The sequence below is a fragment of the Parasphingorhabdus cellanae genome (genome assembly GCF_017498565.1).
Classification (GTDB): Bacteria; Pseudomonadota; Alphaproteobacteria; order Sphingomonadales; family Sphingomonadaceae; genus Parasphingorhabdus; species Parasphingorhabdus cellanae.
In genome coordinates, this window is sequence record NZ_CP071794.1 from 52,147 (window position 1) to 77,819 (window position 25,673).

Here is a 25,673-nt window from a genome sequence, read left to right on the forward strand (position 1 = left end):
ATCGGGAACGAATAAAGAACAATTATGAAACAAATAGGGTTAAGTCAAGCCATTTCAGATGGCTATATAAGAAACTTCCGCACCTTTTTGCTGTTCCGGACTATGCGCCGGGCGATAGAGCAGCGCATTGGCTGCTGCGAGTATGGAAAGCTTGGCGCTATCCTGGCTGTCAAAAGCGGTGATGCCAGATCCATCAACCTTGGCTCTTAGAAATTCTGCTCGCTGGCTAGTCGCTGGTAACATCGAAGAGGATGTCGCGCTCTGCATGACGGGCATGTAATCTTCTGCTCCGGCGAGATAACGGATAAGCGGTACCAGGAATAATGTCGCCGTGACAAAGGCAGATCCAGGGTTGCCGGGCAAGGCGACGACGAGGCTGCTGCCAAGCTTTCCGGCCATAAGCGGTTTGCCCGGTTTCATAGCTATTTTCCAAAAATCCGTATGGCCTCCCAGCCGATTAAAGGCAGGCGCGACGAGATCATGGTCACCCACCGACGCCCCGCCGATGGTAACAATTATATCGCAATCTTCCGCGCTTTCGAGAGCGGCGCAAAGGCTATCCATATCGTCCTTGATCCGGCTAATTGATCGGGATTTGGCAGGGAGCTGATCTAGCATCGCAGCGATCATGACATCATTGCTCGCCGGTATCTGATGCGCTTCGGTATCGTCACCCGGCGCGACGAGTTCGTCTCCAGTAGAAAGGACTGCAATTTTCGGAGTACCGCCAACAGACAAGTGGCCGGCGCCGGCGATGACGGCGTGCCCCAAGGCTGCGGGATTAAGTTGCAAGCCGGCTTTCAAGGCGACATCGCCGGCTTTAAAGTCGCCGCCAGCATGCCGCACATGGCGGCCTTTAACCGGCGAAGGATCATCTATCAGCTGGATCTTTGCACCGTCCGATTTTACATTTTCCTGCATCACGACCGTATCGGCGCCCTCCGGTAACAGCGCCCCCGTAAAGATACGCGCTGCCTGGCCAGCCTGTATCGGCGGGCAGGGCGGGCTTCCCGCCTTGCATTCGCCGACCAGCTGCCAAGGTCCGGCGCGGTCGTCAAAGGCAATGGCATAGCCATCCATCGCGGACATATCGGCCGCGGGCTGGCTGCGTTTTGCGATAAGATCTTCCGCAAGATAGCGGCCATTGGCCTCTCCCACCGGAATTGTTTCTGATGGCGACCGCTGCGCCATGGCAATCAGCCGCTTTTGCGCTTCTTCCAGAGGCAATAATGGCTTCATTCGGCCGTCCAGTCTCCCGATTTTCCGCCGGATTTTGATAGCAGGCGAATGTCGCTGATGACCATGTCCTTCTGCATTGCTTTGGACATATCATATACTGTCAAGAGCGCAGTCGAAGCAGCCGTCAATGCTTCCATTTCCACGCCAGTTTTACCGGTAAGCCGGGCCATGGCCTCAACCCTTATGCCATCATCCAGAAATTCAAATTCAACGGCGACCTTGCTGAGCGCCAGCGGGTGGCAGAGCGGGATCAGCTCGCTGGTCTTTTTCGCCGCCATGATCCCAGCAATCCGTGCGGTGGCGAGCACATCGCCCTTTTTCATTGCGTTGGCTTTAATCGTTTCAAGCACCTCTGCAGCCATATGGATCACACCTTCAGCGCGGGCTTCGCGTATCGTGTCGTCTTTGGCCGAAACGTCGACCATATGGGCGGCGCCATCGCCATCTATATGGGTGAGTTTGCTCATTTAAGCCTCTTCTCTACTTTGGACTGCCGGTTAAAAGCTGACGCGTGGCTGCTTCCACATCATCCTGCCGCATGAGCGACTCTCCGACCAAAAAAGCGCGTGCGCCAGAGCGAGACAATCGCTGACAATCATCATGCGTGAAAATGCCGCTTTCGGAAACCATGATCCGGTCGTCGGGCAACAGTTTAGACAGCCGTTCGGTTTGTTCCAGACTGGTTTCAAAAGTTTTGAGATTGCGGTTGTTGATGCCCAAAAGACGCGATTTTAACTGCAAAGCGCGCTCCAGTTCCTCTTCGTCATGTACTTCGATTAAGGCGTCCATACCCAATGCGATTGCTGCCGCCTCAATTTCGAGGGCCAGACCATCATCCAGCGCTGCCATGATGATCAAAATCGCATCAGCACCCAGCGCGCGCGATTCGTCTACTTGCCACGGATCAACCATGAAATCCTTCCGCAAACACGGTAAGTTGCAGGCGGCTTGCGCTGCAACAAGAAATTCATCTGCGCCCTGAAAATAGGGCGTATCAGTCAGAACCGATAGACAGGTCGCTCCACCCGCTTCATAGGCGCGGGCATGGGCTGGCGGATCAAAATCATCGCGGATCAGCCCTTTCGATGGGCTCGCCTTCTTTATCTCAGCGATCAAAGCAAAGCCATTTGCTGCCTTTTCTTCAATCGCTTTTATAAACCCGCGTGGTTCAGCCTGATGGCGAACCTGATCATGCATGGCTGAAATGGAAATATCGGTTCGGCGCTGGCGCACATGGTCGCGTTTTGCTTCACATATTTCGGTGAGCTTGTTCATCGGTCGCACCTCATTGATTGGCGATCCAGCAATTGAGCAACGCATTTGCTAGTCCCTTGTCGAGCGCTTCGGCGGCTTCTTCTGCGCCGGTTTCCCAGCTATCGGCTTCGCCTGCGATCATCAATGCTGCAGCACTGTTCAGCATCACAGCGTCGCGATAGGCAGAAGGTTCTCCCAACAGCAAATCGCGAAGAGCGGCGGCATTATATTTGGCATCGCCGCCTTTTATCGCCTCCATGCTATGGCGCGCTAAACCAAGATCTTCGGGTGTGATCCGACTGTGTGTAATGGACTGCCCCTCGACCATCGCCAATTTGGAAGGGCCTGAAATGCTGAGCTCATCCAGGCCCTCTTCACCCGAAACGATCATGATTTTCTCATAACCCAGCTGCGTCGCAGCTTCGGTATAAGTCTCCACCAGATCTGGTGAGGCAACGCCGATAAGCTGCCGCGTGACGCGTGCAGGATTGCATAGCGGGCCAAGCAGATTGAAAATAGTCCGCCGGCCGATAGCTTTGCGAATGGGCGCAAGCGGCCCAAGCGCGGGATGATGATTGGGTGCGAAGAAAAAAGCGATGCCGATTTCGCGCAGCGATTTTTCGCCGCCAGTGGCCGCTTTGGCGAGATCAAGCCCCAAAGCCTCCAACGTATCTGCAGCACCCGACTTGCTGGATGCAGCGCGGTTGCCATGTTTGGCCATCGGTACATCACAGGCGGCAACGACCAGGGCGGTGGCGGTGGAAATATTCAGGCTGTGGCTGCCATCGCCGCCCGTGCCGCACACATCAATCGCTCCCGCAGGTGCATCGACCGTGATCATGCGGGCGCGCATTTCCTGGGCGGCGGCGGCAATCTCTGTTGCCGTTTCGCCGCGATCAGCGAGCTCTACAAGAAAACTGCCAATGGCTTCGCTATCCGCTTTACCATCCAAAATCGTCGCAAAGGCAGCGCGAGCATCCGATGCCGAAAGCGGCAATGCGGGATCAGGCAGGGTCATCATGATTTAGTCTCTCCAGGTACGCCAGCACCGTTAAGCCGCCGGATCAATCCATCCTTATGCGCCAAATCCTTGAATATTCTAACCGGTAGAAAGTTGAACAAATGATCAGAACGATAAAGCAAAATTATATCATTGTTGGCGCGCCATTTGACCATGTCCGCAAAGGTCAAATTTGAATGGCCTTGGTCATTGCTGGAATAGAGTTTTTCATCATCCCACCAGGTGATCGTCTCTAATTGCAAGTCTTTTTGTTGTTTATATATTTTTTTGGAAAGACGCGGGGCCCACCAGATCGGCAGAGCGAACCGGACAAGCAATATGACCACACCAACCCAGACCGTCATCCCGAGCACAAAATTCCTGATGGGTTTAAGGCTGTTCGAGCCGTCAAATAAAAACCAAGCGATGCTGACAATGAAAGCAAGTGCAATGAGCAGGCCCATGCGTTTCCAGTCTATCTGCTTCATGTGCAAGCTATAGGCTGCCCGCAGATCGTCCTCACAGGGCGTAAAGACAATTTTTTCACTCATGCCAGTTGCTTTGGCGCAAGGCCCGCCAGCGTCATGAAATTGGCGAGCAGCTCATGGCCATATTCGGTGGCGATGCTCTCCGGGTGAAATTGCACGCCGTGGATCGGCAGGCTTTCGTGTCGAAAACCCATGACCGATCCATCTTCCGCCGTAGCATTGATTGGCAGACAATTGGGAATATCCTCAACGATAAGAGAGTGATAGCGCGTGGCCGAATAGGGCGAAGGAAGGCCTTCAAATACGCCGCTATTGTCATGGACCACAGGCGAAGTCTTGCCATGCATCAGTCCACCGCGCACGACTTTACCGCCGAAATGCTGACCAATGCTTTGGTGGCCAAGGCAAACACCCAGCAGCGGTTTTTCGGCATCGGCACAGGCGGCGACCAAGTCCAGCGATATGCCTGCTTCATTTGGTGTGCACGGCCCCGGTGAAATCAAAAATGCATCCGCGCCGGTCGCCAGGGCCTCACGCGCGCTCATCGCGTCATTGCGCTCTACCTGTATCTCTGCGCCCAGTTCCATAAGATAGTGGACCAGGTTGAAGGTAAAGCTGTCATAATTATCGATAACCAAGATCATGCAAAGCTGCCTAATGATAAAAACCCGGCAGGCCAAGTTTTTCTGCTGCTTATCAAGCAGATCGTTTGACGAAGGAAATCGGGGTGATATTGATAGCGAAGGGGAGATACTATGATGGGCGAACCAGTAACCGTTACCATAGCGCATAAATTGGGGCTGGCAGAAGCACGCAGCCGGATCGGCAACGGAGTTCATACACTCGGTGAATCAGTGCCCGGCGCGACAGTGACGGATCATCACTGGGAAGGCGACACCATGCACTGCACATTGGAAGCCATGGGCCAACGGATCGGCGGAAAAATGCACGTCCGTGAAGACGAGGTTTATGCCGTGTTTGATTTGCCGCCGTTACTGGCGCTCTTTGCTAATAAAATTAAGGGAAAGCTTCAGAAAGAAGCGCCGAAGATGCTGGAATGAGGGGGGGTACTAAATGCCGAATGCCGACAAAAAAGTTTTCATTTGCATCAAATGGACGAGCGTCTCCCAGACTAACCTTACTTAAATATCTATTGCGGTCGCTGTGCCTTTGGTTGGTCCGCAGCGAAACGCTGGCCAAAAACGCTATCGTCATACCATAACGGTCGAGATGGCGCGTTTGCGACTTCTAACGTCAGCAAGCGAAATACGTTGGAAAACTTAGCCGACACTGTGTAATCAATGGGCAGTGACAAATCATCAGACGGCTCATGATAATGCTCGGCAAAAAACCAGTTCCAGATATCTTGCCCTTTGTTCTGTCCATCCATACCGGTAAAGCCATTATACAGAAAGAGCGCCGGTATGCCGCGTTTGACGAACGAATATTGATCAGAGCGCGTGAATATTCCCTGCTCCGGAAATGGATCGGGAGCCAAGGTCAGCCCGATGGGCGCAATGGCGGATTGAAGTTGCTCTCCCATTTGAGATTGTTCTGCACCAAATGCGATGACATCGCTAAAATCGTAAAACGGAGCTCCGCCATCCAGGTTGATATTCGCAATGATCTGATCGCGTTGAACGGTCGGGGATGCCGCGAAATAGTCAGAGCCTAATAGCCCTTTTTCCTCGGCGCCGACCGCGAGAAACAAGATGGAACGCGCTGGCGGTGTTTCCTGCTCCGTCAAGGCGCGGGCAACGTCGAGCATCAGCGCTGTGCCTAAAGCATTATCCAATGCGCCGTTGCAAATTTTGTCTGCTTCATCGGGCGCGCAAATGCCGACATGATCATAATGTGCGGTCAGGACGATAATTTCCTTCGACAAAACCGGGTCAGATCCTGGCAACAGGGCGGCGACATTTGCGGACTGGCGCGTGTCATCATGTCTGGTTGTCAGGGACAGTTTGACTTGTGCCTGTGATACAAACCCCTTCACCGGACCAGTTTCGCTTTTCGCGATCGCTTGGGCTGCCGTAATCGGTGCGCCACTGAAAATCGCGTCGGTTGCCTCGCCCCGTACAAATGCCCGCAATATAATATCCGGTGCCTGAATATGAGACGTTCCGGCAGCATCGCTCCAGGTCATATTCCAAGATGCAAATCCCGTTTTCCAAAGATCGAAAGGATATCGTTTCTCAAGAGCAGGTGTCCAGATGATGAGGACACCGATTGCGCCCCGTGCCTCGGCCATAAGCCGTTTTTGATTGGACGAACCGAAATGCGCGGCTGCTTCTGAAGGCAGAAACGTTGGCGGTCCGCCGATCACCGCAACAACTTTGCCATTAACATCCAGCCCCGCATAATCATCAATGCCCAACTCTGGCGCGATAATGCCATGTCCGGCGAAAACGACATCCCCGGCAGCGGACAGGTCTGTGCTTGCAAAACTGGCTGACACGGCCACGTCGCTTCCATTTTCAAAGGATTGCTCGGTGCCATTGGTCTGGATGGAAAATTCGAATTTCGATTGGTCTAACCGCGCCGAGCGGAGTGGGACGTCCTGCAAAAAGCCGCCATCTTCACCCGCTGGCTGCAGGCCAAGCGCCTGAAGCTGCGTGGCTATATACAGGGCGGATCGCGCTTCGCCAGCGGTCCCCGCTTCCCGTCCCTCCAAAAGATCATCGGCCAAAAATGCCATATGCGCTTTTATGGTTGCCGAGCTTGAAGGCTGAAGGGTTTCAGCTGGCGTCACCATGTCATTGGGCTGAGCTTGGGATTCTACTGTGCCCGCTACAAAAATGGCGAAAAGAATGATTAATATACGGTCAAATATGGTCATGGACATAAAGTAACCCAAAATGCGGCCTAATCAACATCGACGGGTCGAATGGATATGATCTCATATCTTAATTGCTTCGATGCCACGAAACCCCCTAGCACCGCGAAGCCTTGTATTGTCTCGTAAACCTCAGTAACGCCGCCGCATGAAGCTGATCCGTCATCTTTTGCAGACCCGCAGCCTATGGTTTGTGGCGTTGTTTACGTTGGCGCTGGCGATGAAAGCGTTGGTTCCGCATGGATATATGATCAGCGCAGACAGCCAGACGATGACGGTCAAAATTTGTAACGGTGTTGGGGATACGGAGAGCACTGTCACCATACCGATGGGCACTGATGGTAGCGATCATGACAATGGTTCCAACATGACCGGAAAGGCCTGTTCTTCCAGCAGTGTCTCCCAATCGGCTATGACAGTAACTGATCCTGTGCAACTCGCTATTGCGCTTGGTTTTATATTGCTTGCGGGTCTTCTTGTCAGGACCGCAATGCCGTCAGAGCGTTTGACGCGATTGCGACCACCTCTTCGGGGACCGCCTGCATCCGCTTGAATCATCAGCGGTGCGTCTGAACCGGCGCGCTACCATTGAATCAAGTCGGAAAGAAAATCATAAATGAAAAAGCCTATTTTGTTGGGGTCTGCGTCTTTATGCGCAGCCGGACTATTATCCACTCCTCTTGCGGCTCAGTCCGTTGCCGAACTCCCCGAGAAGCAAGCCTCTTCAGCCGAATCCTGGACTCCATCCAACACGATTATCGTTACAGGCAGCAGGCAAAACTATGCGGTTGATGTTGCCAGCATTACCCGCACGCCCGTGCCGTTGATCGAGGTACCGCAATCCATCCAGGTATTGACCGACACGTTGATCAGAGAACAAGAACTCAATACTCTGGATGAGGCGTTGCGCAATATTTCGGGGGTTATTCCATCTCTGTCTTCCGAACTGGTGCTCGCCAATCCGATTGTCCGTGGGTTCGAAGCCGAAATCTTTATGGATGGCTTGATAGGCTATGCCGATACGGCTGTTGCCGATCCCGCAAGCCTGATTGCGGTCGAGCGCATCGAAGTGGCCAAAGGCGCAACCTCCGCGCTTTTCGGCGGTGGAACAGGCGCACCGGTTGGCGGGCTCATCAATATTGTCAGTAAGACTGCGGAGCCGGGCACAAAATTTTCAGTTCGCGGCCGTGCTGGGAGTTTTGACACATGGCAAATTGGCGGCGATGCCAATTTACAGCTGGATGATAATTTGTCGGTCCGTCTGATTGCGGAATATCAGGATGCAGGAGATGCTATCGATGCGGTGACTATTGAGCGCTTCTACATCAACGGCTCTGTGCGCGCGCTGCTACCGACCGAAACCGAGATTATCGCCCGGTTCACGCACAGCCGGGTGGAACAGCTTGAATATGTCGGCTTGCCGTCTTCTGTGGTGGACTTGCCTAGTGTCGATCCGTTGCGCTTTTCCGGAGCGACCAATGCACCGCCCACGGTGGTCGAGAATCTGAGCGCCGATTTTTCGCTGTCGCAGCCCATTGGCGATAACCTGACCTTTGATTTTCGTGCAAGGCGATATGAAAACGATTTCCGTGAATTTGCAACCACTACCATCTCCGCCAGTACAAACAGCGAATTCCCGCTGATCAGTGCGCAATTGCCTGCCAGTGTGGACGAGTGGACGCTAGATGCCAGTTTTACAGCCGTTTTTGATACTGGCCCGATCAATCATACCTTGCTGGTCGGCGGGCAATATGACGCAACCCATTATGAAGCGGCTTCCGGTTTCAATTTCGTTCCGCTGGGGATGTTTGATTTTGCCGATCCTGATAGCGACCTGGATTTTGGCGAAATCCCGACGCTAAATAATTTTATCGCGAATGAATATGACACCACGGCTTTCTATGTACAGGATCAGATATCACTATTTGACCGCCTGCACATTCTTGCCAGCGTCCGGTATTCAGAACTGACCTTGCGCGAATTACTCGGCGGGAATGGCAACCGGGAAACTTATAAGGAATGGGATCCCCGCATTGGAGCGACCTTTGATATTGTCGACGGATTGGCGGTTTTTGCGGGCTATGCCGAAGGATCACGGCTGTCGATTTTCTTCAACAATCGCGATGAAGTTCCCGAACCAGAGCGCGCGCGTAATTATGAGGCCGGGATCAAAATAGGATTGTCGGATATAGGGCTGAGCGGCACAGTTGCATGGTTTGACTCAACCCGCTCCAATGTCCCTACCGCAGATCCAAATGCCGAACCGCCGAATCTCTCAGCATCCATCCAAACCGGCGAACAGCGCAGCGAAGGCGTCGAGCTGGACCTTATTTGGGAACCCAATAGCAATTGGTCCTTCCTGCTTTCCTATGCTTATACCGATGCGCGGGTGACGGCCGATACGGAGATTCCGGTTGGAGACGCATTGCCGCGTGTCCCCAAACATGCAGGCAGAATTGCCGTGCGGTACAGGTTTAACAATGGCGCTCTGGATGGTTTGGCGGTTGGTGCCGGGTTAACCGCAGCGAGCAGAGCGGAGCTGACTTTACCGAACAATATGCGCAGCGACAGCTATGCCATATTCGACGCGCAGGCGAGCTATGATTGGGGGCCAGCGCGTCTGGGATTGCGGATCGACAATATTTTCGATGCGCAATATTTTCTACCCTATCAATATCTCGCACAATCTGTGGTGCGTCCCGGAAATCCACGCTCGGCTTTCGTCACTTTGAATTTTGATTTTTAGGATAAATTCGTTTTTCAGGAGAAAATTTATGACCATCAACAGACGCTCTCTTCTTCTCGGTGCCGGATCAGCGCTATTTGCCGCGCCGTTTCTGGCGATAGAACAAGCCGCGGCGCAGATTGCAGCAGGCGATATATCGCCAGCCCTGGCGGCTGCCCAGAAAGAATCAGAAGCCGCTCATATGGATTTGATGAATATTGATGGCATCAAGATGCATGGTAACGAGAAAGTGGCGATGCTGCTCTATCCAGGCTTTACCGCATTGGATCTGGTCGGACCGCATTTCTTCTTTGCTTGTATGATGGGTGCCAAGGTTGATCTGGTAACGACGCAGGACAATCTCGATCCCGTGGCTTCTGACCTGCAACTCGCCATCGCGCCGACGGCGAAGCTGGAAGATATTGGCGGGCCGCTTGACATCATGTTTGTACCTGGCGGCACCATGGGTACGGCGGCGGTGATGGCGGATCAGCGATCGATCGACTGGATCGCAAAGCAGGCCGAAACCGCGCGCTATGTTACCAGCGTGTGCACCGGATCAATGATTCTCGGTAAAGCCGGGTTGTTAAAAGGGAGGCGAGCGACCTCGCACTGGGGTGCGCACGCAATATTACCTGATTTCGGGGCCATAGCAGTCGACAAACGTGTGGTCGTCGATGGTAATATTATCACTGGTGCAGGCGTTTCGGCAGGTCTTGATTTCGGCCTTTCGATTGTGGCGGCATTGCGAGGCAAGAAATATGCTGAAGCATTACGCCTGCAAGCAGAATATGCGCCCGAACCGCCAGTTGCCGGCGGGACACTGGCGACAACTGATCCGGCTGTGGCAAACGCGATGAACGGCATGTTTGCTGCTACCCGTGAGCAGTTCCGTGGACTGGCATTGTAGCGATCAAAAGGACGGTGCCAGGATGTCTCGGCTACTGCCCGAAGCCAACATCCTGCGCCCGTCTGACTGCCTCTTTCGCAGCCGCAAGCAAAGCGCCTGATTTTGCTTCACATTCGCGATGTTCATAGGCGGGATCGCTGTCGGCGACGATACCCGCGCCCGCTTGCACATGTAGCAGGCCATCTTTGACAATCCCGGTACGCAGAACGATGCAGCTGTCCATGCTGCCATCGGGTGAGAAATAGCCGACGCCGCCAGCATAGGCACCGCGGGTTTCCGGCTCCAGTTCGGCAATGATCTGACAGGCGCGGACTTTTGGTGCGCCACTTACCGTGCCAGCCGGAAAACCCGCGAACAGAGCATCGAGTGCATCTTTGTCCGGCGCCAATTCCCCCACCACATTCGAGACAATATGCATAACGTGGCTGTAAAATTCGACCGTGTAGCTGTCGGTTACTTCGACGCTATTGGCCGCGCTCACCCGGCCGACATCATTGCGGCCAAGGTCGAGAAGCATGAGATGCTCGGCGCGCTCTTTGGGATCGGCAAGCAAGCTGTCGCGATTGGTTTTGTCTTCGGCCGCATTGGCACCGCGTGGGCGGGTTCCCGCAATCGGTCGGATGGTGACCTCCCCGTCACGGGCGCGCACCAATATCTCAGGACTGGAACCGATTAGGGCAAAGCCCGGCAGGTCCAGGAAAAAAAGGAAAGGTGAGGGGTTAATCCGCCGCAAAGCGCGATAAAGTTCTACCGGCGGCAAAGCGAAGGGGGCCGTAAACCTTTGTGCCAATACCACCTGAAAAACATCACCAGCTTCGATATAATCTTTAGCGCTGAGCACCATATTCTCATATTGTTCTGGCTTCAGCTTCGCTTCGAAAGCAAGATCATCAGGATTGAGAGCAGGGGGTTCAGAGGCAAAAGCTGGCACAGGTGCCGCAATCTGTCGTTCCACTTCATCCAGCCGCTCTTCGGCACTCGCAATCTTGCTGTCGGCATCACCAGTGGTTTCTGGCCAAACCGGAGCGACCAGAAACATCTCATCCGCCAGCCGGTCGAAAATGACGATCACAGTGGGCCGGACAAACAGCATGTCTGGCAAGTCCAATTCAGACTGGGAGGCCCTTGGCAGTTTTTCGACCAGTCCAATGGTCTCATAGCCAAAATAGCCGACCAGGCATGCCAAAGCCCGCGGGAGACCTTCGGGCACGTCCATCTGACACCGTTTGACCAATTTGCGCAAAGCATCGAGACTGCTCGCTTGTTCCGGTTCGAAGCTGTCGCGGTTGGTTAACCAGTGCCGGTTGATTGATGCCTGTTCACCATCAGCGCGAAACACAAGGTCCGGGGCCAGTCCGATCAGGCTATGTCGCCCTCGCGTCTCACCACCTTCCACGGATTCGAGCAGGAAGTCGCCGCGCTCGGCTTCGATCAATTTGAGCGCTGCAGATACCGGCGTTTCAGTATCCGCAACCTGTTTGCGCCAGACCAGCGCCGGCTTGCCTGCTTTCAATGCTTGTTGTGCAGCGCTAATGCCAAAGCTTTCTTGCATCAGTCGAAAGAAGGACGAAAACGAGACAATTAATTGCCGCCCGTCAGCTGGTTTTTCAAACTAGCGAGCGCATCTTCATTTCTCTCAACACCGACATCTGCCTTCATCGCGTTGATAAACTGCTCGGTATATTCATTACCGAATACCTGCTTAAACTGTGCCCGCGTGGCGTTGAGCAAATCTGTACGTGTAGAGGCATCTCCGCGATTAATCTTGTTAAGATTCACCACGAACCAGCCCTGATTCTGTTGAGCCTTGAGCGTTTTGGCGGTGTTTTCGGCCATGCTAAACATCAACGATAGCGGCGGAGGAACTTGTCCCTGCTGGCTCTGTCTCGCCAGATCGGCACGGGTACTGCTGACATTTTCAATATTTGGCAATTTGACTTTGGCGTTAGCCACCGCTTCGGAAAGCGCCGTACCGCCGCTCACTTCTTTTGCTATTTGATCGGCGATGACTTTCGCTTTTTTGGAGCCTTCATCCAGCATATAATCGCGCGTCACGACAGGCTTAATCGCATTGAGCGGTGGCGGCGCGGCTTCGGTTATGTTGGTCACGTCGAGAATAGCATATTGCTGCCCTGCAATAATCTCGACCACCTGGGGATCCGAATCCTCTTCCAGCGAAAATGCGATAGGAAGAATGCGCTGCATTTCCGGTATGGGACGATAATTTTGATCTTCCGGGTTTTGGCCATTGGCAAGCAAGGCAGGGGTCGATTCAATTTTAAGCCCTTCCGCATCAGCCACATCTTGCAGGGAAGACCCTGCGGCAAATTCATCTTCCATTGTCACGGTAAGTTTTGCCAGAGCGACATCAACTTTTTCGCGCGTGAGGTCCGAAACAATTGTTGCCCGTACCTGATCAAGCGTTTGTGCAGGGACCTTCTGGACATCATTGATTTTAGCGATATGCCAGCCGAGCGCGCTTTGCGCTGGTGCCGAAACACCGCCTGATGGCGCTGAAAATACGGCATTGGCAACGGCCTGAGAGGCGGTGCCAGCCAGCGCTGATTTGTTGATGGACCCAACTTCTGCGACAGAAAGGCCGACGGATTCTGCTGCCGCGCCAATAGTATCGCCGCCCGATATCTTGTCCGCTAGTGCTTTTGCGGCCGCTTGGGTTGGCAAAATTACCTGATCAATATTCCGGGTTTCGCTGGCGGCATATTTCGCCTTGTCGAGATTGTAACGACCCTGGATTTCTTTCTCGGTTGGTTTAATCTTGTCGTTAAACCGCTCTTTGGAAAAGATCGCATAGCTAATCGTACGGCGTTCTGGAATCGTGTAACGGGAGCTATTTTTGCTATAAAAAGCAGCCAGAGCGGCATCGGCCGGCGTTACATTCTCGATAAAAGCGGCAGAGGGGACAATTGCTATCTGACCCTGACGCGCTTCCAAAAGCAAAGAAGCATAAGGCGTTACCAATGTTTGCGGAACCGATGCACCAAAGCCGGCAATTGGAAGCAACTGATCTGCCAGTAAATTACGTGTGAAATCATCGCGTAATTGCTGTTCCTTGATGCCTTGCTGTTGCAGCGCACGGCGGAAATTTTCTTCGCTAAATTGGCCATCAGCGCCTTGGAACGACGGTATGTCGGCAATTTCGCTATCGACCAGTCGCTTGCCTGCTGTCATGCCATATTTGTTGCCAAATGCGGCGATCGAAAAACTATTGATCAGCCGGTCCAATATTCCATCAAATCCGCCACCTTCAACAAAAGTTTTGAGATCCAGTCCGGTATTCTCCCGCTGCTCGGCGCGAAAAGCATTGTTGACCGACTGACTGAGCTCAGCAGTGGTCAATTTTGAATCGCCAACTTGTGCCGCTGTTCCAGAACCGGTGACGCCGCCGAAGGCGCCCGAACCGGTCACATCTGCCGAAGCAAAGGCAATAGCGATCAGTGCCACGAAACACATCGTCAAGAACAAGCCGATTTTCGAAGAGAAGATGTTGCGGAAAAATGTAATCATAAGAATATTGCAATTCAGTTAGAGCGAATAAATTTTCCGATGCTTTAGGCGGCTTGCGTTTTTCGTTCAAGCAAAAGGGGATCATTCATTATCGCCCGTTGATTATCGAAAGCCATTTGGCAGTTGCAACAGAATTTGTTAGCGCTTGGATGCAACAAAAAACGGGATGGGAGTTATCATGGCCAATCGGAAATTTATCGTCGGTAACTGGAAGATGAATGGTTTGCATGACCAGTTGTCTGACATTGGTGACATTGCTGCCATCGCAAGCGAGCATAAAGATATCGATGTTGCAATCTGCCCGCCCACTACCTTGATTGCACCGGCGGCCGAAAAAGTCCCTGATTTCATGATTGGCGCTCAGGATTGTCACTCAGCCGCAAATGGCGCGCATACAGGCTGCCTGTCGGCTGATATGATCCGCGAAACCGGCGCGCTTTTGAGCATATTGGGCCACAGTGAACGCCGCGCGGATCAGCATGAAACCGATGCCGATGTCAAAGCAAAGGCTGAAGCCGTCCATGCGGCCGGGTTGGGAGCCATTATCTGTGTCGGTGAGACCGAAGCGGAACGCGATGACGGGAAAGCGGTGGAAGTGGTTTGCGGTCAGTTGGAAGGATCGTTCCCTGAGGAACCCAGTGCGGACTGGCTGACCATTGCTTATGAACCGGTTTGGGCAATCGGGACAGGCCGGGTGCCTGAAACATCCGATGTGGAAGAAATGCATGCTGCCATTCGCAATAAATTGGGTAAGTTAATGGGTGACGGTGCCGATGCCGTGCGCATTTTATATGGCGGTTCAATGAACGGCGGCAACGCGGCTGCATTATTGGCTGTGCCTAATGTTGATGGCGGCCTGGTTGGCGGCGCAAGCCTGACAGCCGAAAAATTTGGACCGATTATCGAGGCGGCCGCGGCAAGCTAGTGGCAAAAGCGCCGGATCTGCCCGAGGATATTGTCAGCGAAATTATTGAAATGGCACTGAGTGATCATGTGCCGTTTGAAACCATTCGCAAGCTTCACGGCGTCAGTCCCGACGAAGTGAAAGCAATTATGCGGTCTAATTTGAAAACCGGTAGTTACCGGGCCTGGCGCAAACGTGTGCGTGATTTTCGTGACCGCCGGGCCGTGTATAAGTGAATTCGGGATTTGAAAAGCATCAAACGGAAAAAGCGATTCCGCGCGGTTCAATGCGCGGAATCGCCAGTATTCTGCTATTTTATGCAATATTTTCCGGATGCTTTTAGACCGCCCGGACAGCTGCCGCTTTTCACTTCGGCATAGTCGCCTTTGTCACCGACGCAATAATTGCTCGAAGATTTGAAGCCGGTTGGGCAAGAACCGATTTTGGCTATGGCCACTTTTCCGGAGCTTGATTTACAGTTGCCACCGGAGGCTTTGAAGCCGGTTGGACAGCTGCCGTCTTTGGTCACGCTGGTGCTGCTCGATTGGGCAAAAGCCAGTGGCGCGTAAAGCCCGGATGTCGCAATTGCCGCCGCGGCTATCATGGTAAATGTTTTCATAGATATTTCCTTATACTGGTTTTGAAATTTGATGACTAACGGCCGGAAGCGCTCATATATTCAAAGCCGACCAGACTTTGGCCGGTACGTTTATTGTAATATTGGCAGTAAAGTTTCTCGGTCGGTCCGCGGAATTTGCCGGTGGTGCGGGCCAGAAAGCTGATGCCATATTTGCCGCGCTTTTTGATATCGGCGGAATAGGCGGACGCGCGAGACGAATTGCTTCCGGTCGCGCAATTGGTGACGCCCTGATCATTGCCACAATGCAATTTCATGTGGGAATCGCCAAGATACTGGTCGCTGTTCCACGTCCAATAATCGGTAACGCCGGCACCCGGGTTGTCGGACCGTACGCACTGCCATTCAAAATCATTGCCTTTGTCGAGCGCTTTATACTGTGCGCGATTGACCTCGAAATAGACGACTTCGCCGGATTGCAGGCCGGGTGTGATGATACAGCTTTTGCTGACTTTTCCGGGCTTTCGATTGATGAAGCCCGTACGCTTTTCTTTGCTGAAGCCTTGTTGGAAGGTATATTCGCCAAGGTTACCTATGGTAACATCGGATAAAGCAAGGCCGGTACATTTGGTCTGCGATGTCAGATTGGCCGAAGGCATACCCATTTTATAATCGGTACGGGTTGGTGTCCGCTTGGCTGTGCGCGGGCTATTGCTGGTGCTGCCCCGGTTGGAAAAGCCGCTTGATGAGGTTCCGGTTACTCGATCAATAACCTCGACAGCATCGTCGACCCTTTTCTTTTCCTTTTTCACTTTCTTGACGGCGCTTTTCAATCCGCCAAATGGATCACGCGCTTCGGCCATATGCCCGGTGGATAGAACGGCAACGCCTGCAAGTAGGTACATAGTATTTTTGAGTGACATTGGTAATCTCCCTTGTTGTCGAGAGAGCAAATGTCTGGATTTGGGCCATAGGAGAATATGCCATATGGGATAAGCGCACGAATGAATTGGCTCTGCTTCTGTGATCCAGGTCACAAGAGGCGGCGGGACGAACGCATCCCGTTCGTTTTTTGCAATTGCTTGCCCGAAAAGACACGTTATCAGCGTCGATGAAAAATGCTTGTTGCAAGCGGAGTTTGATTAAGTCGGGAGCGAAGTTTCAGTGGATCGCGAAATCGCCGGGCGTGACGAAGATATTGTAAAGCTAGCCTATTCGCTGGCCATCGGTCCCTATCGCTATCGAGAAATGTTCGATCTTTTGGGAACGCGGTTGGACCAGGCCTTAGACAAAGCAAAGGATAGCGCCGACGGGTCCGACGGATCAGATTTCGACGAAGATACTATCCGATCGGTATTTGAACCTCTGGTGCCTCATTTTGAAAATGCTCAGTCGCTGATGGATATGCAGGGCCGCCCCTCCGACAGTGCCAAATATTCGATGAAAATGATTGATGCAGACAGCCGTCCCTCCGCTTTAATCGATGCAGACGGCCGGATTGTTTACGCCAATAGCGCCGCTGAGGAGATGTTCAGGCTTCACACGGGAAAATGTCCCGATGAGGGTCTTTTCGAGCGCGGCCATTTCAAAACCCTCTTGTCCAATTTGCAGTCACTGGAACGGTTTGAGTTGAACAAGGTCATCAGCATTTTCGGAATGGAAAGCGCTGACGGAGAGGAGATGGTCAAAGTTGCCCTGACCAAAGTGCATGATTCCGACGGTAAAGCGATTGGCCATATTTCCGCCATTCACATAAGCTGGTTCCCCGATATCGGAATGCAGTTCCAGACATTGCTCAATCTCACACCCGTAGAGCTGGAAATTACCAAGGCGGTTGTTACCGGACTCTCGCTAAATGATCTGGCCATTAAGCGTGGCCGTTCAATCGGCACGGTACGTCATCAGGCCAAGTCTCTTTTGGCTAAACTCAATCTGCGATCGCAGACCGAATTGGCTTGTCTTTATTCCGGGTTTTCAAAATTTAACGTCAAAGGGCAGGGGGGCGCGAAAGGCGAACTGCCAGAAACCGACGATCGTGTCGGGTGCCATGTTTTGTTGCGCTCGGATAATCGGGTTCTGGATTATGAATTGGTGGGCGCAACAAGTGGGCAGCCGGTGCTGTTTTTTCCAGCTTTACTGGGCGGCATGACGGTGACAGATGATATGCATCGCGCGCTTTCCCGGTATGGATTACGTCTGATCATGGTTTGGCGGCCTGGGCTTGCCAATAGCGGAATGGATGGTCCCGCGGGATCCGACAGCTTTGCGCGCTACGCCGAAGACATAAGAGCATTGCTGGACGCGCTTGGCATAAAATCCTGTCCCGTGATTGGCCATATCACTGGTGCAATGTTCGCTTATGCCATCGCTAAATACCTTGCTAACCGCATCACAGGTGTCGTCAATATCAACGGCATTGTACCGATGGAACCTGGTCCGCATCTTGCCAAAGTTGATCGGGCAGAACGGCTGCGCTTATATCTTATGCGCCATTTTCCCAAAATCGGTCGGTTTGTGGTTCATGGTGCGCTCGCAAAGGTCGATTCCGGCTATGATCATGAATATCTCCACGCGTTTCTGGGCGACAACGACCACGACCAGCGCACAATTGAACGAGAAGATATTCGCACGCAGTTTCGGCAGGCTTTCCAGAAGACAACAAGGCAAGGCTATGATGGCTTTACCAATGAATTGGCTCTGGCCAGTGGCGAATGGCAATATCTGATCGATGACAGGCTATGCCCGGTTCACAACCTGGTTGGGCAACATAATCTTCACTATACGCCCGAGGTGATGCAGGATTTCGCGGCTGGTCGGGATAATTTTGATGTCGAAGTCGTGCAAGATACCGCACACCTGCTACTATATCAAAGCCCGGATGTGGTATTTAAGCCGGTGGCAGATTTAGCGGGCAGCTAGGCTCAGCATTAAGAGGGTCTCGTTGTTTGCCATCTCCGGATTTTGTCGGCAGGTGTCTTTCCTACACCAGGTTCCATGGTTATAGAGAACAGCCCTGATCTTAAGGTAGAGTCTTATCAATAACAATCACGAGAAATACTGAGTAAAAACAATTAAATCAATGGTTTAGGGCTATAATAGGTCGGTGAGAATGATGTGAACTTTGGAAAACTATCTATCGTCGGGCGGATGAAGAAAAGGGCTGTGATCTGTGTGAACTTTGGGTGCAGCGCTCCCGCTTCAATCGCGTTAGCCCAACGCTGGGGTAGAGGGAAAAGCACCCTGTGATTTGTGTGAACTTTGCTTCGGCAGCGGCGGGCAGGACAGGGTGCGTGATTTGTGTGAACTTTGGAAAAGGCCACAGCTATGGAGTGGTGTGCCTTGCAGGGGTTAGTTTGATCTCTGTATAAGCGGAGCCACATCATGTTTTCACCGCTTGAACTCGCGCGACCCAATCGCTATGTGCGCTGCTCACAGTTAAACCATTACGTTCGGACCTAGTCATGTTTCTATTTCTCACCGTTGTTCAGGCGATTGTCGCGGCCGCTCTTGTCGGCGTTATATTGATGCAACGGTCAGAAGGCGGCGGACTGGGTGTTGGCGGCAGTCCATCTGGCATGATGTCTGCGCGTGGTGCAGCCGATTTGCTGACCCGGACAACGACCGTATTGGCTGTATTGTTCGTTATTTTGTCTATTTCTTTGGCTTTTTTAGCCGCTTCGGAAGGTCAACCTTCAACAATCGACCAGACGCTGGAGCGCGATACGAACATTCCCGTAGCGCCAGCGCAGCCAAATGATGCAGTGCCTTTGGTTGGCGATGATCCATTGGCTGCCGCCGCGGCACAGGCGGAAGGATCGGCTGACGAAGCACCAGCTGCTGCCGACGGAGCCGTTCCGCTCGATCAGTAACATTTGATTGCCGGATTAGACGGCAGGTAAAATTTGGTACCGATTGAAAATAAATTTCGCTTTTTCGGATTCGCACGCTTGCCATTTCGGCCCGACACGCCTTAAGCCTTTCCTCCCATGGCGCGATATATTTTTATAACCGGCGGTGTGGTCTCCTCACTTGGCAAAGGTCTCATGGCAGCGAGCCTCGGCGCGCTTTTGCAAGCGCGCGGATATTCGGTGCGTATCAGGAAGCTGGACCCTTATCTGAACGTCGATCCGGGTACCATGTCGCCTTACCAGCACGGTGAGGTCTATGTGACTGACGATGGCGCAGAGACCGATCTGGACCTGGGACATTATGAGCGGTTTACCGGCGTCCCATCGCTCCAGTCGGATAACGTTACCTCTGGGCGAATCTATCAGTCGATTATCACCAAGGAACGCCGCGGCGATTATCTCGGTGCCACGGTTCAGGTAATTCCCCATGTGACGGATGCGATCCAGGAATTTGCACAGGATAAACTCGACGGAATCGATTTTGTGCTCTGCGAAATTGGCGGCACGGTGGGCGATATTGAAAGCCTGCCGTTTATCGAAGCGATTCGGCAACTGCGCAACAAGGTTGGCCGCGCCAACGCGATTTCGGTTCACGTCACGCTGGTGCCCTATATCGCGGCGGCGGGTGAGCTGAAGACCAAACCGACTCAACATAGCGTACGCGAACTGACATCTCTGGGTATTCAGCCGGATATATTGCTTTGTCGCTGTGAACATGATCTGCCGGATGGCGAACGCGCCAAAATTGCGCAATTCTGTAATGTCCGCAAAGAAGCCGTGATCCCGGCACTGGATGCCAGCAGCATCTATAACGTGCCGCTGCAATATCATGAAGAGGGGTTGGACCGCGAAGTGCTGAACGCCTTTGGTATCATCAACGCACCAGAACCCGACCTGACTCGCTGGACTGACGTGATGGAACGGATAGAAAACCCGGAAGGTGAGGTCATTGTTGGTGTCGTTGGCAAATATGTCGGTCTGCAAGATGCCTACAAGTCGCTGCAAGAGGCGTTATTCCATGGCGGTCTTGCGAATCGGGTGAAAGTACAAGTCCGTTGGCTTGATGCCGAGCTTTTTGAAGATGAAAGCGATTTGGTGGCTAATCTTGAGCCACTCGATGCGATTCTGGTACCCGGCGGTTTTGGAGAACGCGGGAGCGAAGGCAAAATTGGATCGGTACGATTCGCCAGGGAACATGATGTGCCATTTTTCGGTATTTGCCTGGGTATGCAAATGGCTTGTGTGGAAGCGGCGCGGAATCAGGCTGGTATTAATGCGGCCTCAACAACCGAATTTGGTGAAACAGCGGAGCCTATTGTCGGACTGATTACCGAGTGGATGACCGAAGAAGGCCTGCAAAAACGCGAGTCGGGCGGAGATTTAGGCGGAACAATGCGCCTTGGGGCCTATGAGGCGCGCCTGCAGCATGGCTCCAAGGTGAGCGAAATTTATGACTCTGATGTTATTAGCGAGCGCCATCGCCATCGTTATGAAGTCAATAAAGGCTATGTGGAACAGCTGGAGCAAACCGGGCTTATATTTTCAGGAATGTCGCCAGATGGCGAGCTTCCCGAGATTGTCGAACGGCCCGATCACAGCTGGTTTGTCGGTGTCCAATATCATCCGGAACTAAAGAGCAAACCCTTTGATCCACATCCTCTTTTTGCTTCTTTTATCGCTGCAGCGCTAAAACAAAGCCGACTTGTCTAATTTATCCAATCCTTTTTACACCAAGTGACTATTGTCACATCCAAGCAATGAGAATTGGTTATCAACCGGTTAACAGATGCAAGCGATTTGGGATGGGACAAGTTTAGTGAAAGCCGAAGAACTTGCAGGCATATTGGCAGAGCATAGTTTGTTCGCTGATTGTGACGAAGCAGAATTAGCGGATTTGATATTGCGCGGGCATTTCGTGCAATATGAAAAAGGGGATGAATTGATCATGCAAGGCGATCCTGGGAACTCATTACTGATATTATTATCGGGCAATGCGCGGACCAGCATGATTGCCAGCAACGGTCATGAAATCATCCTCGATTATGCCGAGCCTGGGCAGGTTTTGGGGGAAATTGCTTTGCTTGACGGTGGCGAAAGAACCGCCAGTGTCACGGCGATTGAACCGACAACCGCACTGACCATCACGCGGACAGCTTTTGAAGAAATTTTGAAAAAGCACAAAAATATGGCATTACGGCTACTTAAGGTCATGGCAAACCGTATCAGAACGGCTAATACCATGATTGAGGGAGACCGGGCATATACCTCAGGACCGCGGCTGGCGCGTTACCTATTGAGATTATCAGTGGTCGGTGCAGAAGAGGGACGTTTAAAACTGGATTTAAGTCAAAGCGAACTTGGCAATTTTGCCGGGATGTCGCGCGAACATATTAATCGGCAACTTTCAACCTGGTCAGAAGAGGACATTGTATCGGTTGAAAGCGGGAAAGTGCGGATATTAAATCACGCCACGCTTTCCAATATTGCCAATGCGGATTCTTGAACGAAGTTGGCCATTTGCGACCCGGGCTAATTTCGTCAAGAGTGACACCACGCGGGTGTCAGGGGCAGTCGGATCCTCATCCGGCTGCCCCATTTTTTTTGCCCGTTTTCCAAGAGATCCGGCTTTCCTACAAATCTGCTGCTGTGATAGGCGACATGCTGCTCTTTCTCATCTTTGAATATCGGCGGAAGCTCAATAGGCGCCTATCGTCTTGTGCGAATTGCGAATTTGCATAAAAAAGGGCAGCCAAAAAATTGGCTGCCCTCATTTCGGTTAAAAGACGGTGGCGTTGATTTACGCTGCTTTGTCTTCTGACTTTTTCCGTTTATCGGCGATTTTGGTGACATTATTATCGCCGTTTATAGAAATTTTTTGTGGCTTCATCGCATCAGGGATTTCGCGCACCAGATCGATGATGAGCAAACCATCGCTGAGCGCAGCGTTATCGACACGGACGAAATCAGCAAGTTCGAAACGACGTTCGAAGTTCCGATTTGCTATTCCCATATGCAGGAATTGCTTGCCTTCATTCTCGTCACTGCCTTTGTTCCCAGCGACTAACAGCAGATTCTGTTGTGCGGTTATTTCAATTTCATCATCTTTGAAACCCGCAACTGCAAGGGTAATGCGGTAATGATCATCGCCGCTGCGTTCGATGTTAAATGGGGGATAATTTTCAGACTGTTGCGCACGAGCATTATTCTCGAGCAAATCAAATAGCCGGTCAAAACCAACGGTTGAGCGGCGATAGGGGGTAAAATCAAAACGGTTCATATCTTTATCCTCGTTTGAGCAATTAAAATTATGGACCCAAAAAATGGCGTCCGGTTCTGTATTGCAAGATCCAAACAGGCACCTTGCCTTATCAAGATATTATCGGTTTTTTGGATTTCAAGAGGGTTTTTCGTGACAAAAACTGACCCGAAACAAAAACGCCCGGAGCCATTTCTGACTCCGGGCGAAAATGGTGACGATAATATCGTCCCCCTGTTTTCCTGTCTTATTCAACGCCGTTTGTCCCCCAACATTCGGCGGAACCAGAAAGGATCCCTGAACCATGACCTGTAAGCGGTGATTGATTCTGTCACTATGTGTGATCGTCATGGCCGCTATTGTCATGCAAATTTTCACAAATGTGCAATATTGGTTCAGGCTTGTGTCATAATAGCAACAGCATTTTAACCAGCATCACTCTTGCCTGCGCCGCTTCGCGACCGTAAAGCCACAATAGTTTTTCAGGAAGATCAAACTCCTATGCTTCTATCCCGTTATGAATGGGTCATCGCAAAACGCTATCTTTTACCGGGTAAAGGGGAAGGCTTTATTTTTCTGGTCGCCAGCATCAGTCTGGTGGCCGTTATGCTTGGTGTTGCTGCCCTTATTGTTGTCATGAGCGTAATGAACGGCTTTCGGGCTGAGTTATTCGACAAGATTGTTGGGTTGAACGGCCATGCCGTGATCCAGGGCTATGGCGGGCGGTTGCCTGATTGGCGCGATTTGCTCGAGGAGACTCGTGAAACTGAAGGGGTGGTCTCAGCATCGCCTTTAATCGAGATGCCTTTGGCCGGAATATATAATGGCCGCGTGGAGGCCGTATTGGTTCGCGGGATGCTGACTCAAGACATATTGAGCAATGACACACTGGATGGAAAAACCGTTGCTGGCGATCTCGGTGCATTGGCACCTGGTAGTGATCGTGTTGCGATTGGCAGTAGGCTTGCACAAACGCTTGGAGCCCAGCTGGGAAGCCGGGTTACCCTAATGAATCCACAAGGGCGATCTACACCTTTTGGGACCGTTCCTCGCGAGATTTCATACGAGGTGGCGGCCATATTTGAAGTGGGAGTATATGATTACGACAAGGCCTTTGTTATCATGCCGATGGAGGATGCTCAGACATTGATGCTGTTGGGTGATCAGATTGGAATGATCGAAATACAGACCAATGACGCCCAAAATGTGCAACAGATAATTGCGCCATTATACCCGAAAATCGATGGACGTGCGGAAATAACAGATTGGAAGTCCATGAATGCCTCCCTGTTTGAGACTCTGCAGGTCGAGCGCGTCGTGATGTTTGTCATCTTGTCGATCATAATATTGGTCGCGGTATTTAATATCCTGTCGTCGCTCATCATGCTGGTTCGCGCCAAAACGCGGGACATAGCGATATTGCGGACGATGGGCGCATCACGGGCCTCGTTGACAAGAATATTTGTGACGGTTGGGACATCAATTGGAGCATTGGGGATAGCGGCAGGCATATTATTAGGCCTGATCGCGATTTATTTCAGGCAGAATGTGATCAACTTTGTGCAGACGATTACAGGGCAGAACCTTTGGGATCCCTCAATACGTTTCTTAACCGAATTACCGGCTAGAACTGATCCCATGGAAGTGTTTGGAATAGCCATGCTGGCACTTCTGTTCAGCTTCCTGGCAACCTTGTACCCGGCGTTTAAGGCCGCAAGCACAGATCCTGTGCAGGTGCTGCGCTATGAATGATCTCGGAAATAAGGTCGTCGAGCTAAGGGACGTAAAGCGGAGTTTTAAGCAAGGCGACGTTCAAATCGATGTATTAAGAGGCGTCGATCTGGACATAAGATCCAATGAAATCGTAGCGTTGTTAGGGCCATCCGGGTCAGGTAAATCAACGTTGTTGCAAGCGGTTGGTCTTCTTGAGGGCGGTTTTGATGGTTCCATCAAGCTTGATGGCGAAGAAACGGCGCAGATGTCAGCCAGTGGACATACCCGCATTCGCCGGGAATTGCTTGGTTTTGTATATCAATTTCACCATTTGCTCCCCGATTTTTCAGCAGAAGAAAATGTAGTGATGCCGCAACTCATTGCAGGAACTTCTCAAAAAGATGCTGAAGAGCGGGCTGAATCCCTGCTTTGCAGTCTGGGGCTTGGCGAGCGGTTGGACCATAAACCGAGTAAGTTGTCAGGAGGCGAACAACAGCGTGTTGCGGTTGCCAGAGCTCTGGCAAACGCCCCGAAACTGGTATTGGCCGACGAGCCTACAGGCAATCTCGATGAAACCACAGCCGATATTGTGTTGGCTGAACTCATGGCGCTAGTGCGCGAAGAAGGAAGTGCGGCATTAATTGCTACCCATAATGAAAGGCTGGCGGCGAAGATGGACCGTGTGGTCAGGCTGCATGATGGAATATTAAGCTAGCGTTTTCAAAACGAAGCCAGATAGGCTTTGACATTTTGCCAGCGAGTATTGATTTGAACACATGATCGGGGGAATGAAATTGCAAAGAATGGGGTGCATCTATGCAAATTGCAGAATTTGAAATTAAACAGGCCGATGGGTCTATGTCGGATTTATCGAAATATAAAGGCAAGGTGCTTTTGATCGTGAACACGGCATCAAAATGCGGGTTTACGCCGCAATATGAAGGACTGGAAAAGCTTCATCAAGAATATGCTGATAAGGGCTTGGAAATATTAGCCTTTCCATGCAATCAATTTGGCAATCAAGAGCCAGGTGATGCCGAAGAGATTAAAAATTTCTGTACATTAAACTATGATGTCAGCTTTCCGTTAATGGGCAAAGTGGATGTTAACGGCAATGACGCGGACCCATTGTGGAAATATCTGAAGTCTGAAAAATCAGGACTGCTTGGATCGCGAATCAAATGGAATTTCACCAAATTTCTTGTTGATCGGGAGGGAAATGTCGTTGCTCGGCACGGGCCAGCGGTAAAGCCTGATCAGCTAAAGAGTGAGATTGAAGCGCTGCTTTAGCAAAATTCTCAACTAGTTGTGGAAAACTGGTCGATAGCTTGCGTTGAT

25 protein-coding genes are annotated in these 25,673 nt (G+C 51.8%); 13 read left to right on the top strand and 12 right to left on the bottom strand.

The window, feature by feature from the left end:
- Window positions 1–54: 54 nt before the first annotated feature.
- From J4G78_RS00260 to J4G78_RS00285, 6 genes are read right to left on the bottom strand one after another with little or no spacing between them, the layout of a single operon-like run.
- Window positions 55–1,239, bottom strand: coding sequence for a molybdopterin molybdotransferase MoeA (locus J4G78_RS00260; RefSeq protein ID WP_207987905.1), 1,185 nt, complete (start codon window positions 1,237–1,239; stop codon window positions 55–57).
- Entirely contained in the window at window positions 1,236–1,706 is a 471-nt protein-coding gene (gene moaC, locus J4G78_RS00265; RefSeq protein WP_207987906.1) for a cyclic pyranopterin monophosphate synthase MoaC, read from the bottom strand. Before moaC ends, J4G78_RS00260 begins: the two co-directional genes overlap by 4 nt.
- A 13-nt stretch (window positions 1,707–1,719) precedes the next feature.
- Window positions 1,720–2,514 (bottom strand): indole-3-glycerol phosphate synthase TrpC, encoded by a 795-nt coding sequence (trpC, locus tag J4G78_RS00270; protein ID WP_207987907.1) that lies wholly within the window; start codon window positions 2,512–2,514, stop codon window positions 1,720–1,722.
- A 10-nt stretch (window positions 2,515–2,524) separates the two neighbouring features.
- Window positions 2,525–3,514 (bottom strand): anthranilate phosphoribosyltransferase, encoded by a 990-nt coding sequence (gene trpD, locus J4G78_RS00275; protein WP_375140345.1) that lies wholly within the window; start codon window positions 3,512–3,514, stop codon window positions 2,525–2,527.
- Window positions 3,511–4,044, bottom strand: coding sequence for a YcxB family protein (locus tag J4G78_RS00280; protein WP_207987908.1), 534 nt, complete (start codon window positions 4,042–4,044; stop codon window positions 3,511–3,513). Before J4G78_RS00280 ends, trpD begins: the two co-directional genes overlap by 4 nt.
- On the bottom strand, window positions 4,041–4,625 hold the full coding sequence (locus J4G78_RS00285) for an anthranilate synthase component II (RefSeq protein ID WP_207987909.1): 585 nt from the start codon (window positions 4,623–4,625) through the stop codon (window positions 4,041–4,043). Before J4G78_RS00285 ends, J4G78_RS00280 begins: the two co-directional genes overlap by 4 nt.
- A 111-nt stretch (window positions 4,626–4,736) precedes the next feature.
- On the opposite strand from J4G78_RS00285, the gene J4G78_RS00290 reads away from it, so the two are divergent.
- Window positions 4,737–5,042 carry a polyhydroxyalkanoic acid system family protein gene (locus tag J4G78_RS00290; protein WP_243457164.1) on the top strand — a complete coding sequence of 102 codons (306 nt, stop codon included), beginning with the start codon at window positions 4,737–4,739 and terminating at the stop codon, window positions 5,040–5,042.
- 89 nt (window positions 5,043–5,131) lie between these two features.
- Here J4G78_RS00290 and J4G78_RS00295 read toward each other — a convergent pair whose 3' ends face one another.
- Entirely contained in the window at window positions 5,132–6,826 is a 1,695-nt protein-coding gene (locus J4G78_RS00295; RefSeq protein ID WP_207987910.1) for a M28 family metallopeptidase, read from the bottom strand.
- Between the two features lie 139 nt (window positions 6,827–6,965).
- On the opposite strand from J4G78_RS00295, the gene J4G78_RS00300 reads away from it, so the two are divergent.
- From J4G78_RS00300 to J4G78_RS00310, 3 genes are all read left to right on the top strand, one after another.
- Window positions 6,966–7,370: a DUF2946 family protein gene (locus J4G78_RS00300; protein ID WP_207987911.1), complete on the top strand. Its 405-nt coding sequence runs from the start codon at window positions 6,966–6,968 to the stop codon at window positions 7,368–7,370.
- Between the two features lie 63 nt (window positions 7,371–7,433).
- Window positions 7,434–9,563 (top strand): TonB-dependent siderophore receptor, encoded by a 2,130-nt coding sequence (locus J4G78_RS00305; RefSeq protein ID WP_207987912.1) that lies wholly within the window; start codon window positions 7,434–7,436, stop codon window positions 9,561–9,563.
- Window positions 9,564–9,591: 28 nt separating this feature from the next.
- Window positions 9,592–10,452, top strand: a complete 861-nt coding sequence (locus J4G78_RS00310) for a DJ-1/PfpI family protein (protein WP_207987913.1) — start codon at window positions 9,592–9,594, stop codon at window positions 10,450–10,452.
- Between the two features lie 31 nt (window positions 10,453–10,483).
- On the opposite strand, the gene trpE is transcribed toward J4G78_RS00310, so the two are convergent.
- Both trpE and J4G78_RS00320 read right to left on the bottom strand, forming a co-directional pair.
- Entirely contained in the window at window positions 10,484–12,004 is a 1,521-nt protein-coding gene (gene trpE, locus J4G78_RS00315; RefSeq protein ID WP_207987914.1) for an anthranilate synthase component I, read from the bottom strand.
- Window positions 12,005–12,033: 29 nt separating this feature from the next.
- The gene (locus tag J4G78_RS00320; protein WP_207987915.1) at window positions 12,034–13,977 is read right to left on the bottom strand and encodes a peptidylprolyl isomerase; all 1,944 of its coding nucleotides are present in this window, start codon (window positions 13,975–13,977) and stop codon (window positions 12,034–12,036) included.
- 178 nt (window positions 13,978–14,155) lie between these two features.
- Here J4G78_RS00320 and tpiA point away from each other — a divergent pair, with 178 nt between their 5' ends.
- Together tpiA and J4G78_RS00330 are read left to right on the top strand one after the other, a co-directional pair.
- Window positions 14,156–14,902 carry a triose-phosphate isomerase gene (gene tpiA, locus J4G78_RS00325; RefSeq protein ID WP_207987916.1) on the top strand — a complete coding sequence of 249 codons (747 nt, stop codon included), beginning with the start codon at window positions 14,156–14,158 and terminating at the stop codon, window positions 14,900–14,902.
- Window positions 14,902–15,117: a DUF2805 domain-containing protein gene (locus J4G78_RS00330; protein ID WP_243457165.1), complete on the top strand. Its 216-nt coding sequence runs from the start codon at window positions 14,902–14,904 to the stop codon at window positions 15,115–15,117. Before tpiA ends, J4G78_RS00330 begins: the two co-directional genes overlap by 1 nt.
- 74 nt (window positions 15,118–15,191) lie before the next feature.
- On the opposite strand, the gene J4G78_RS00335 is transcribed toward J4G78_RS00330, so the two are convergent.
- Entirely contained in the window at window positions 15,192–15,500 is a 309-nt protein-coding gene (locus tag J4G78_RS00335; RefSeq protein ID WP_207987917.1) for a hypothetical protein, read from the bottom strand.
- Between the two features lie 35 nt (window positions 15,501–15,535).
- The gene (locus tag J4G78_RS00340) at window positions 15,536–16,381 is read right to left on the bottom strand and encodes a hypothetical protein (protein WP_207987918.1); all 846 of its coding nucleotides are present in this window, start codon (window positions 16,379–16,381) and stop codon (window positions 15,536–15,538) included.
- A gap of 241 nt (window positions 16,382–16,622) precedes the next feature.
- On the opposite strand from J4G78_RS00340, the gene J4G78_RS00345 reads away from it, so the two are divergent.
- From J4G78_RS00345 to J4G78_RS00360, 4 genes are all read left to right on the top strand, one after another.
- On the top strand, window positions 16,623–18,377 hold the full coding sequence (locus J4G78_RS00345; protein WP_207987919.1) for an alpha/beta fold hydrolase: 1,755 nt from the start codon (window positions 16,623–16,625) through the stop codon (window positions 18,375–18,377).
- A 542-nt stretch (window positions 18,378–18,919) separates the two neighbouring features.
- Window positions 18,920–19,327, top strand: a complete 408-nt coding sequence (gene secG, locus J4G78_RS00350) for a preprotein translocase subunit SecG (RefSeq protein WP_207987920.1) — start codon at window positions 18,920–18,922, stop codon at window positions 19,325–19,327.
- A gap of 117 nt (window positions 19,328–19,444) precedes the next feature.
- Window positions 19,445–21,076, top strand: coding sequence for a CTP synthase (pyrG, locus tag J4G78_RS00355; protein ID WP_207987921.1), 1,632 nt, complete (start codon window positions 19,445–19,447; stop codon window positions 21,074–21,076).
- Window positions 21,077–21,182: 106 nt separating this feature from the next.
- Window positions 21,183–21,869, top strand: a complete 687-nt coding sequence (locus J4G78_RS00360) for a Crp/Fnr family transcriptional regulator (RefSeq protein ID WP_243457166.1) — start codon at window positions 21,183–21,185, stop codon at window positions 21,867–21,869.
- Between the two features lie 294 nt (window positions 21,870–22,163).
- Here J4G78_RS00360 and J4G78_RS00365 read toward each other — a convergent pair whose 3' ends face one another.
- Window positions 22,164–22,643: an Hsp20 family protein gene (locus tag J4G78_RS00365; RefSeq protein WP_207987923.1), complete on the bottom strand. Its 480-nt coding sequence runs from the start codon at window positions 22,641–22,643 to the stop codon at window positions 22,164–22,166.
- Window positions 22,644–23,123: 480 nt separating this feature from the next.
- On the opposite strand from J4G78_RS00365, the gene J4G78_RS00370 reads away from it, so the two are divergent.
- The 3 genes from J4G78_RS00370 to J4G78_RS00380 all read left to right on the top strand — a co-directional run bounded on the left by J4G78_RS00370 (window position 23,124) and on the right by J4G78_RS00380 (window position 25,625).
- Entirely contained in the window at window positions 23,124–24,374 is a 1,251-nt protein-coding gene (locus tag J4G78_RS00370; RefSeq protein ID WP_207987924.1) for a lipoprotein-releasing ABC transporter permease subunit, read from the top strand.
- Window positions 24,367–25,050, top strand: coding sequence for an ABC transporter ATP-binding protein (locus J4G78_RS00375; RefSeq protein ID WP_207987925.1), 684 nt, complete (start codon window positions 24,367–24,369; stop codon window positions 25,048–25,050). The genes J4G78_RS00370 and J4G78_RS00375 overlap by 8 nt, the downstream gene beginning before the upstream one ends.
- 101 nt (window positions 25,051–25,151) lie before the next feature.
- Entirely contained in the window at window positions 25,152–25,625 is a 474-nt protein-coding gene (locus J4G78_RS00380; RefSeq protein ID WP_207987926.1) for a glutathione peroxidase, read from the top strand.
- The last annotated feature ends 48 nt before the right edge of the window (window positions 25,626–25,673 follow it).

Excerpts from the sequence above, each read along its gene's own strand:
- pyrG (WP_207987921.1), top strand. The coding sequence starts at position 19,445 with ATGGCGCGATATATTTTTATAACCGGCGGTGTGGTCTCCTCACTTGGC.
- J4G78_RS00320 (WP_207987915.1), bottom strand. The coding sequence starts at position 13,977 with ATGATTACATTTTTCCGCAACATCTTCTCTTCGAAAATCGGCTTGTTC.
- J4G78_RS00260 (WP_207987905.1), bottom strand. The coding sequence starts at position 1,239 with ATGAAGCCATTATTGCCTCTGGAAGAAGCGCAAAAGCGGCTGATTGCC.
- J4G78_RS00375 (WP_207987925.1), top strand. The coding sequence starts at position 24,367 with ATGAATGATCTCGGAAATAAGGTCGTCGAGCTAAGGGACGTAAAGCGG.
- tpiA (WP_207987916.1), top strand. The coding sequence starts at position 14,156 with ATGGCCAATCGGAAATTTATCGTCGGTAACTGGAAGATGAATGGTTTG.
- J4G78_RS00340 (WP_207987918.1), bottom strand. The coding sequence starts at position 16,381 with ATGTCACTCAAAAATACTATGTACCTACTTGCAGGCGTTGCCGTTCTA.
- J4G78_RS00280 (WP_207987908.1), bottom strand. The coding sequence starts at position 4,044 with ATGAGTGAAAAAATTGTCTTTACGCCCTGTGAGGACGATCTGCGGGCA.
- trpE (WP_207987914.1), bottom strand. The coding sequence starts at position 12,004 with ATGCAAGAAAGCTTTGGCATTAGCGCTGCACAACAAGCATTGAAAGCA.
- trpC (WP_207987907.1), bottom strand. The coding sequence starts at position 2,514 with ATGAACAAGCTCACCGAAATATGTGAAGCAAAACGCGACCATGTGCGC.
- moaC (WP_207987906.1), bottom strand. The coding sequence starts at position 1,706 with ATGAGCAAACTCACCCATATAGATGGCGATGGCGCCGCCCATATGGTC.
- J4G78_RS00310 (WP_207987913.1), top strand. The coding sequence starts at position 9,592 with ATGACCATCAACAGACGCTCTCTTCTTCTCGGTGCCGGATCAGCGCTA.
- J4G78_RS00335 (WP_207987917.1), bottom strand. The coding sequence starts at position 15,500 with ATGAAAACATTTACCATGATAGCCGCGGCGGCAATTGCGACATCCGGG.
- J4G78_RS00295 (WP_207987910.1), bottom strand. The coding sequence starts at position 6,826 with ATGTCCATGACCATATTTGACCGTATATTAATCATTCTTTTCGCCATT.
- secG (WP_207987920.1), top strand. The coding sequence starts at position 18,920 with ATGTTTCTATTTCTCACCGTTGTTCAGGCGATTGTCGCGGCCGCTCTT.
- J4G78_RS00290 (WP_243457164.1), top strand. The coding sequence starts at position 4,737 with ATGATGGGCGAACCAGTAACCGTTACCATAGCGCATAAATTGGGGCTG.
- trpD (WP_375140345.1), bottom strand. The coding sequence starts at position 3,514 with ATGATGACCCTGCCTGATCCCGCATTGCCGCTTTCGGCATCGGATGCT.
- J4G78_RS00300 (WP_207987911.1), top strand. The coding sequence starts at position 6,966 with ATGAAGCTGATCCGTCATCTTTTGCAGACCCGCAGCCTATGGTTTGTG.
- J4G78_RS00285 (WP_207987909.1), bottom strand. The coding sequence starts at position 4,625 with ATGATCTTGGTTATCGATAATTATGACAGCTTTACCTTCAACCTGGTC.
- J4G78_RS00380 (WP_207987926.1), top strand. The coding sequence starts at position 25,152 with ATGCAAATTGCAGAATTTGAAATTAAACAGGCCGATGGGTCTATGTCG.
- J4G78_RS00305 (WP_207987912.1), top strand. The coding sequence starts at position 7,434 with ATGAAAAAGCCTATTTTGTTGGGGTCTGCGTCTTTATGCGCAGCCGGA.
- J4G78_RS00365 (WP_207987923.1), bottom strand. The coding sequence starts at position 22,643 with ATGAACCGTTTTGATTTTACCCCCTATCGCCGCTCAACCGTTGGTTTT.
- J4G78_RS00370 (WP_207987924.1), top strand. The coding sequence starts at position 23,124 with ATGCTTCTATCCCGTTATGAATGGGTCATCGCAAAACGCTATCTTTTA.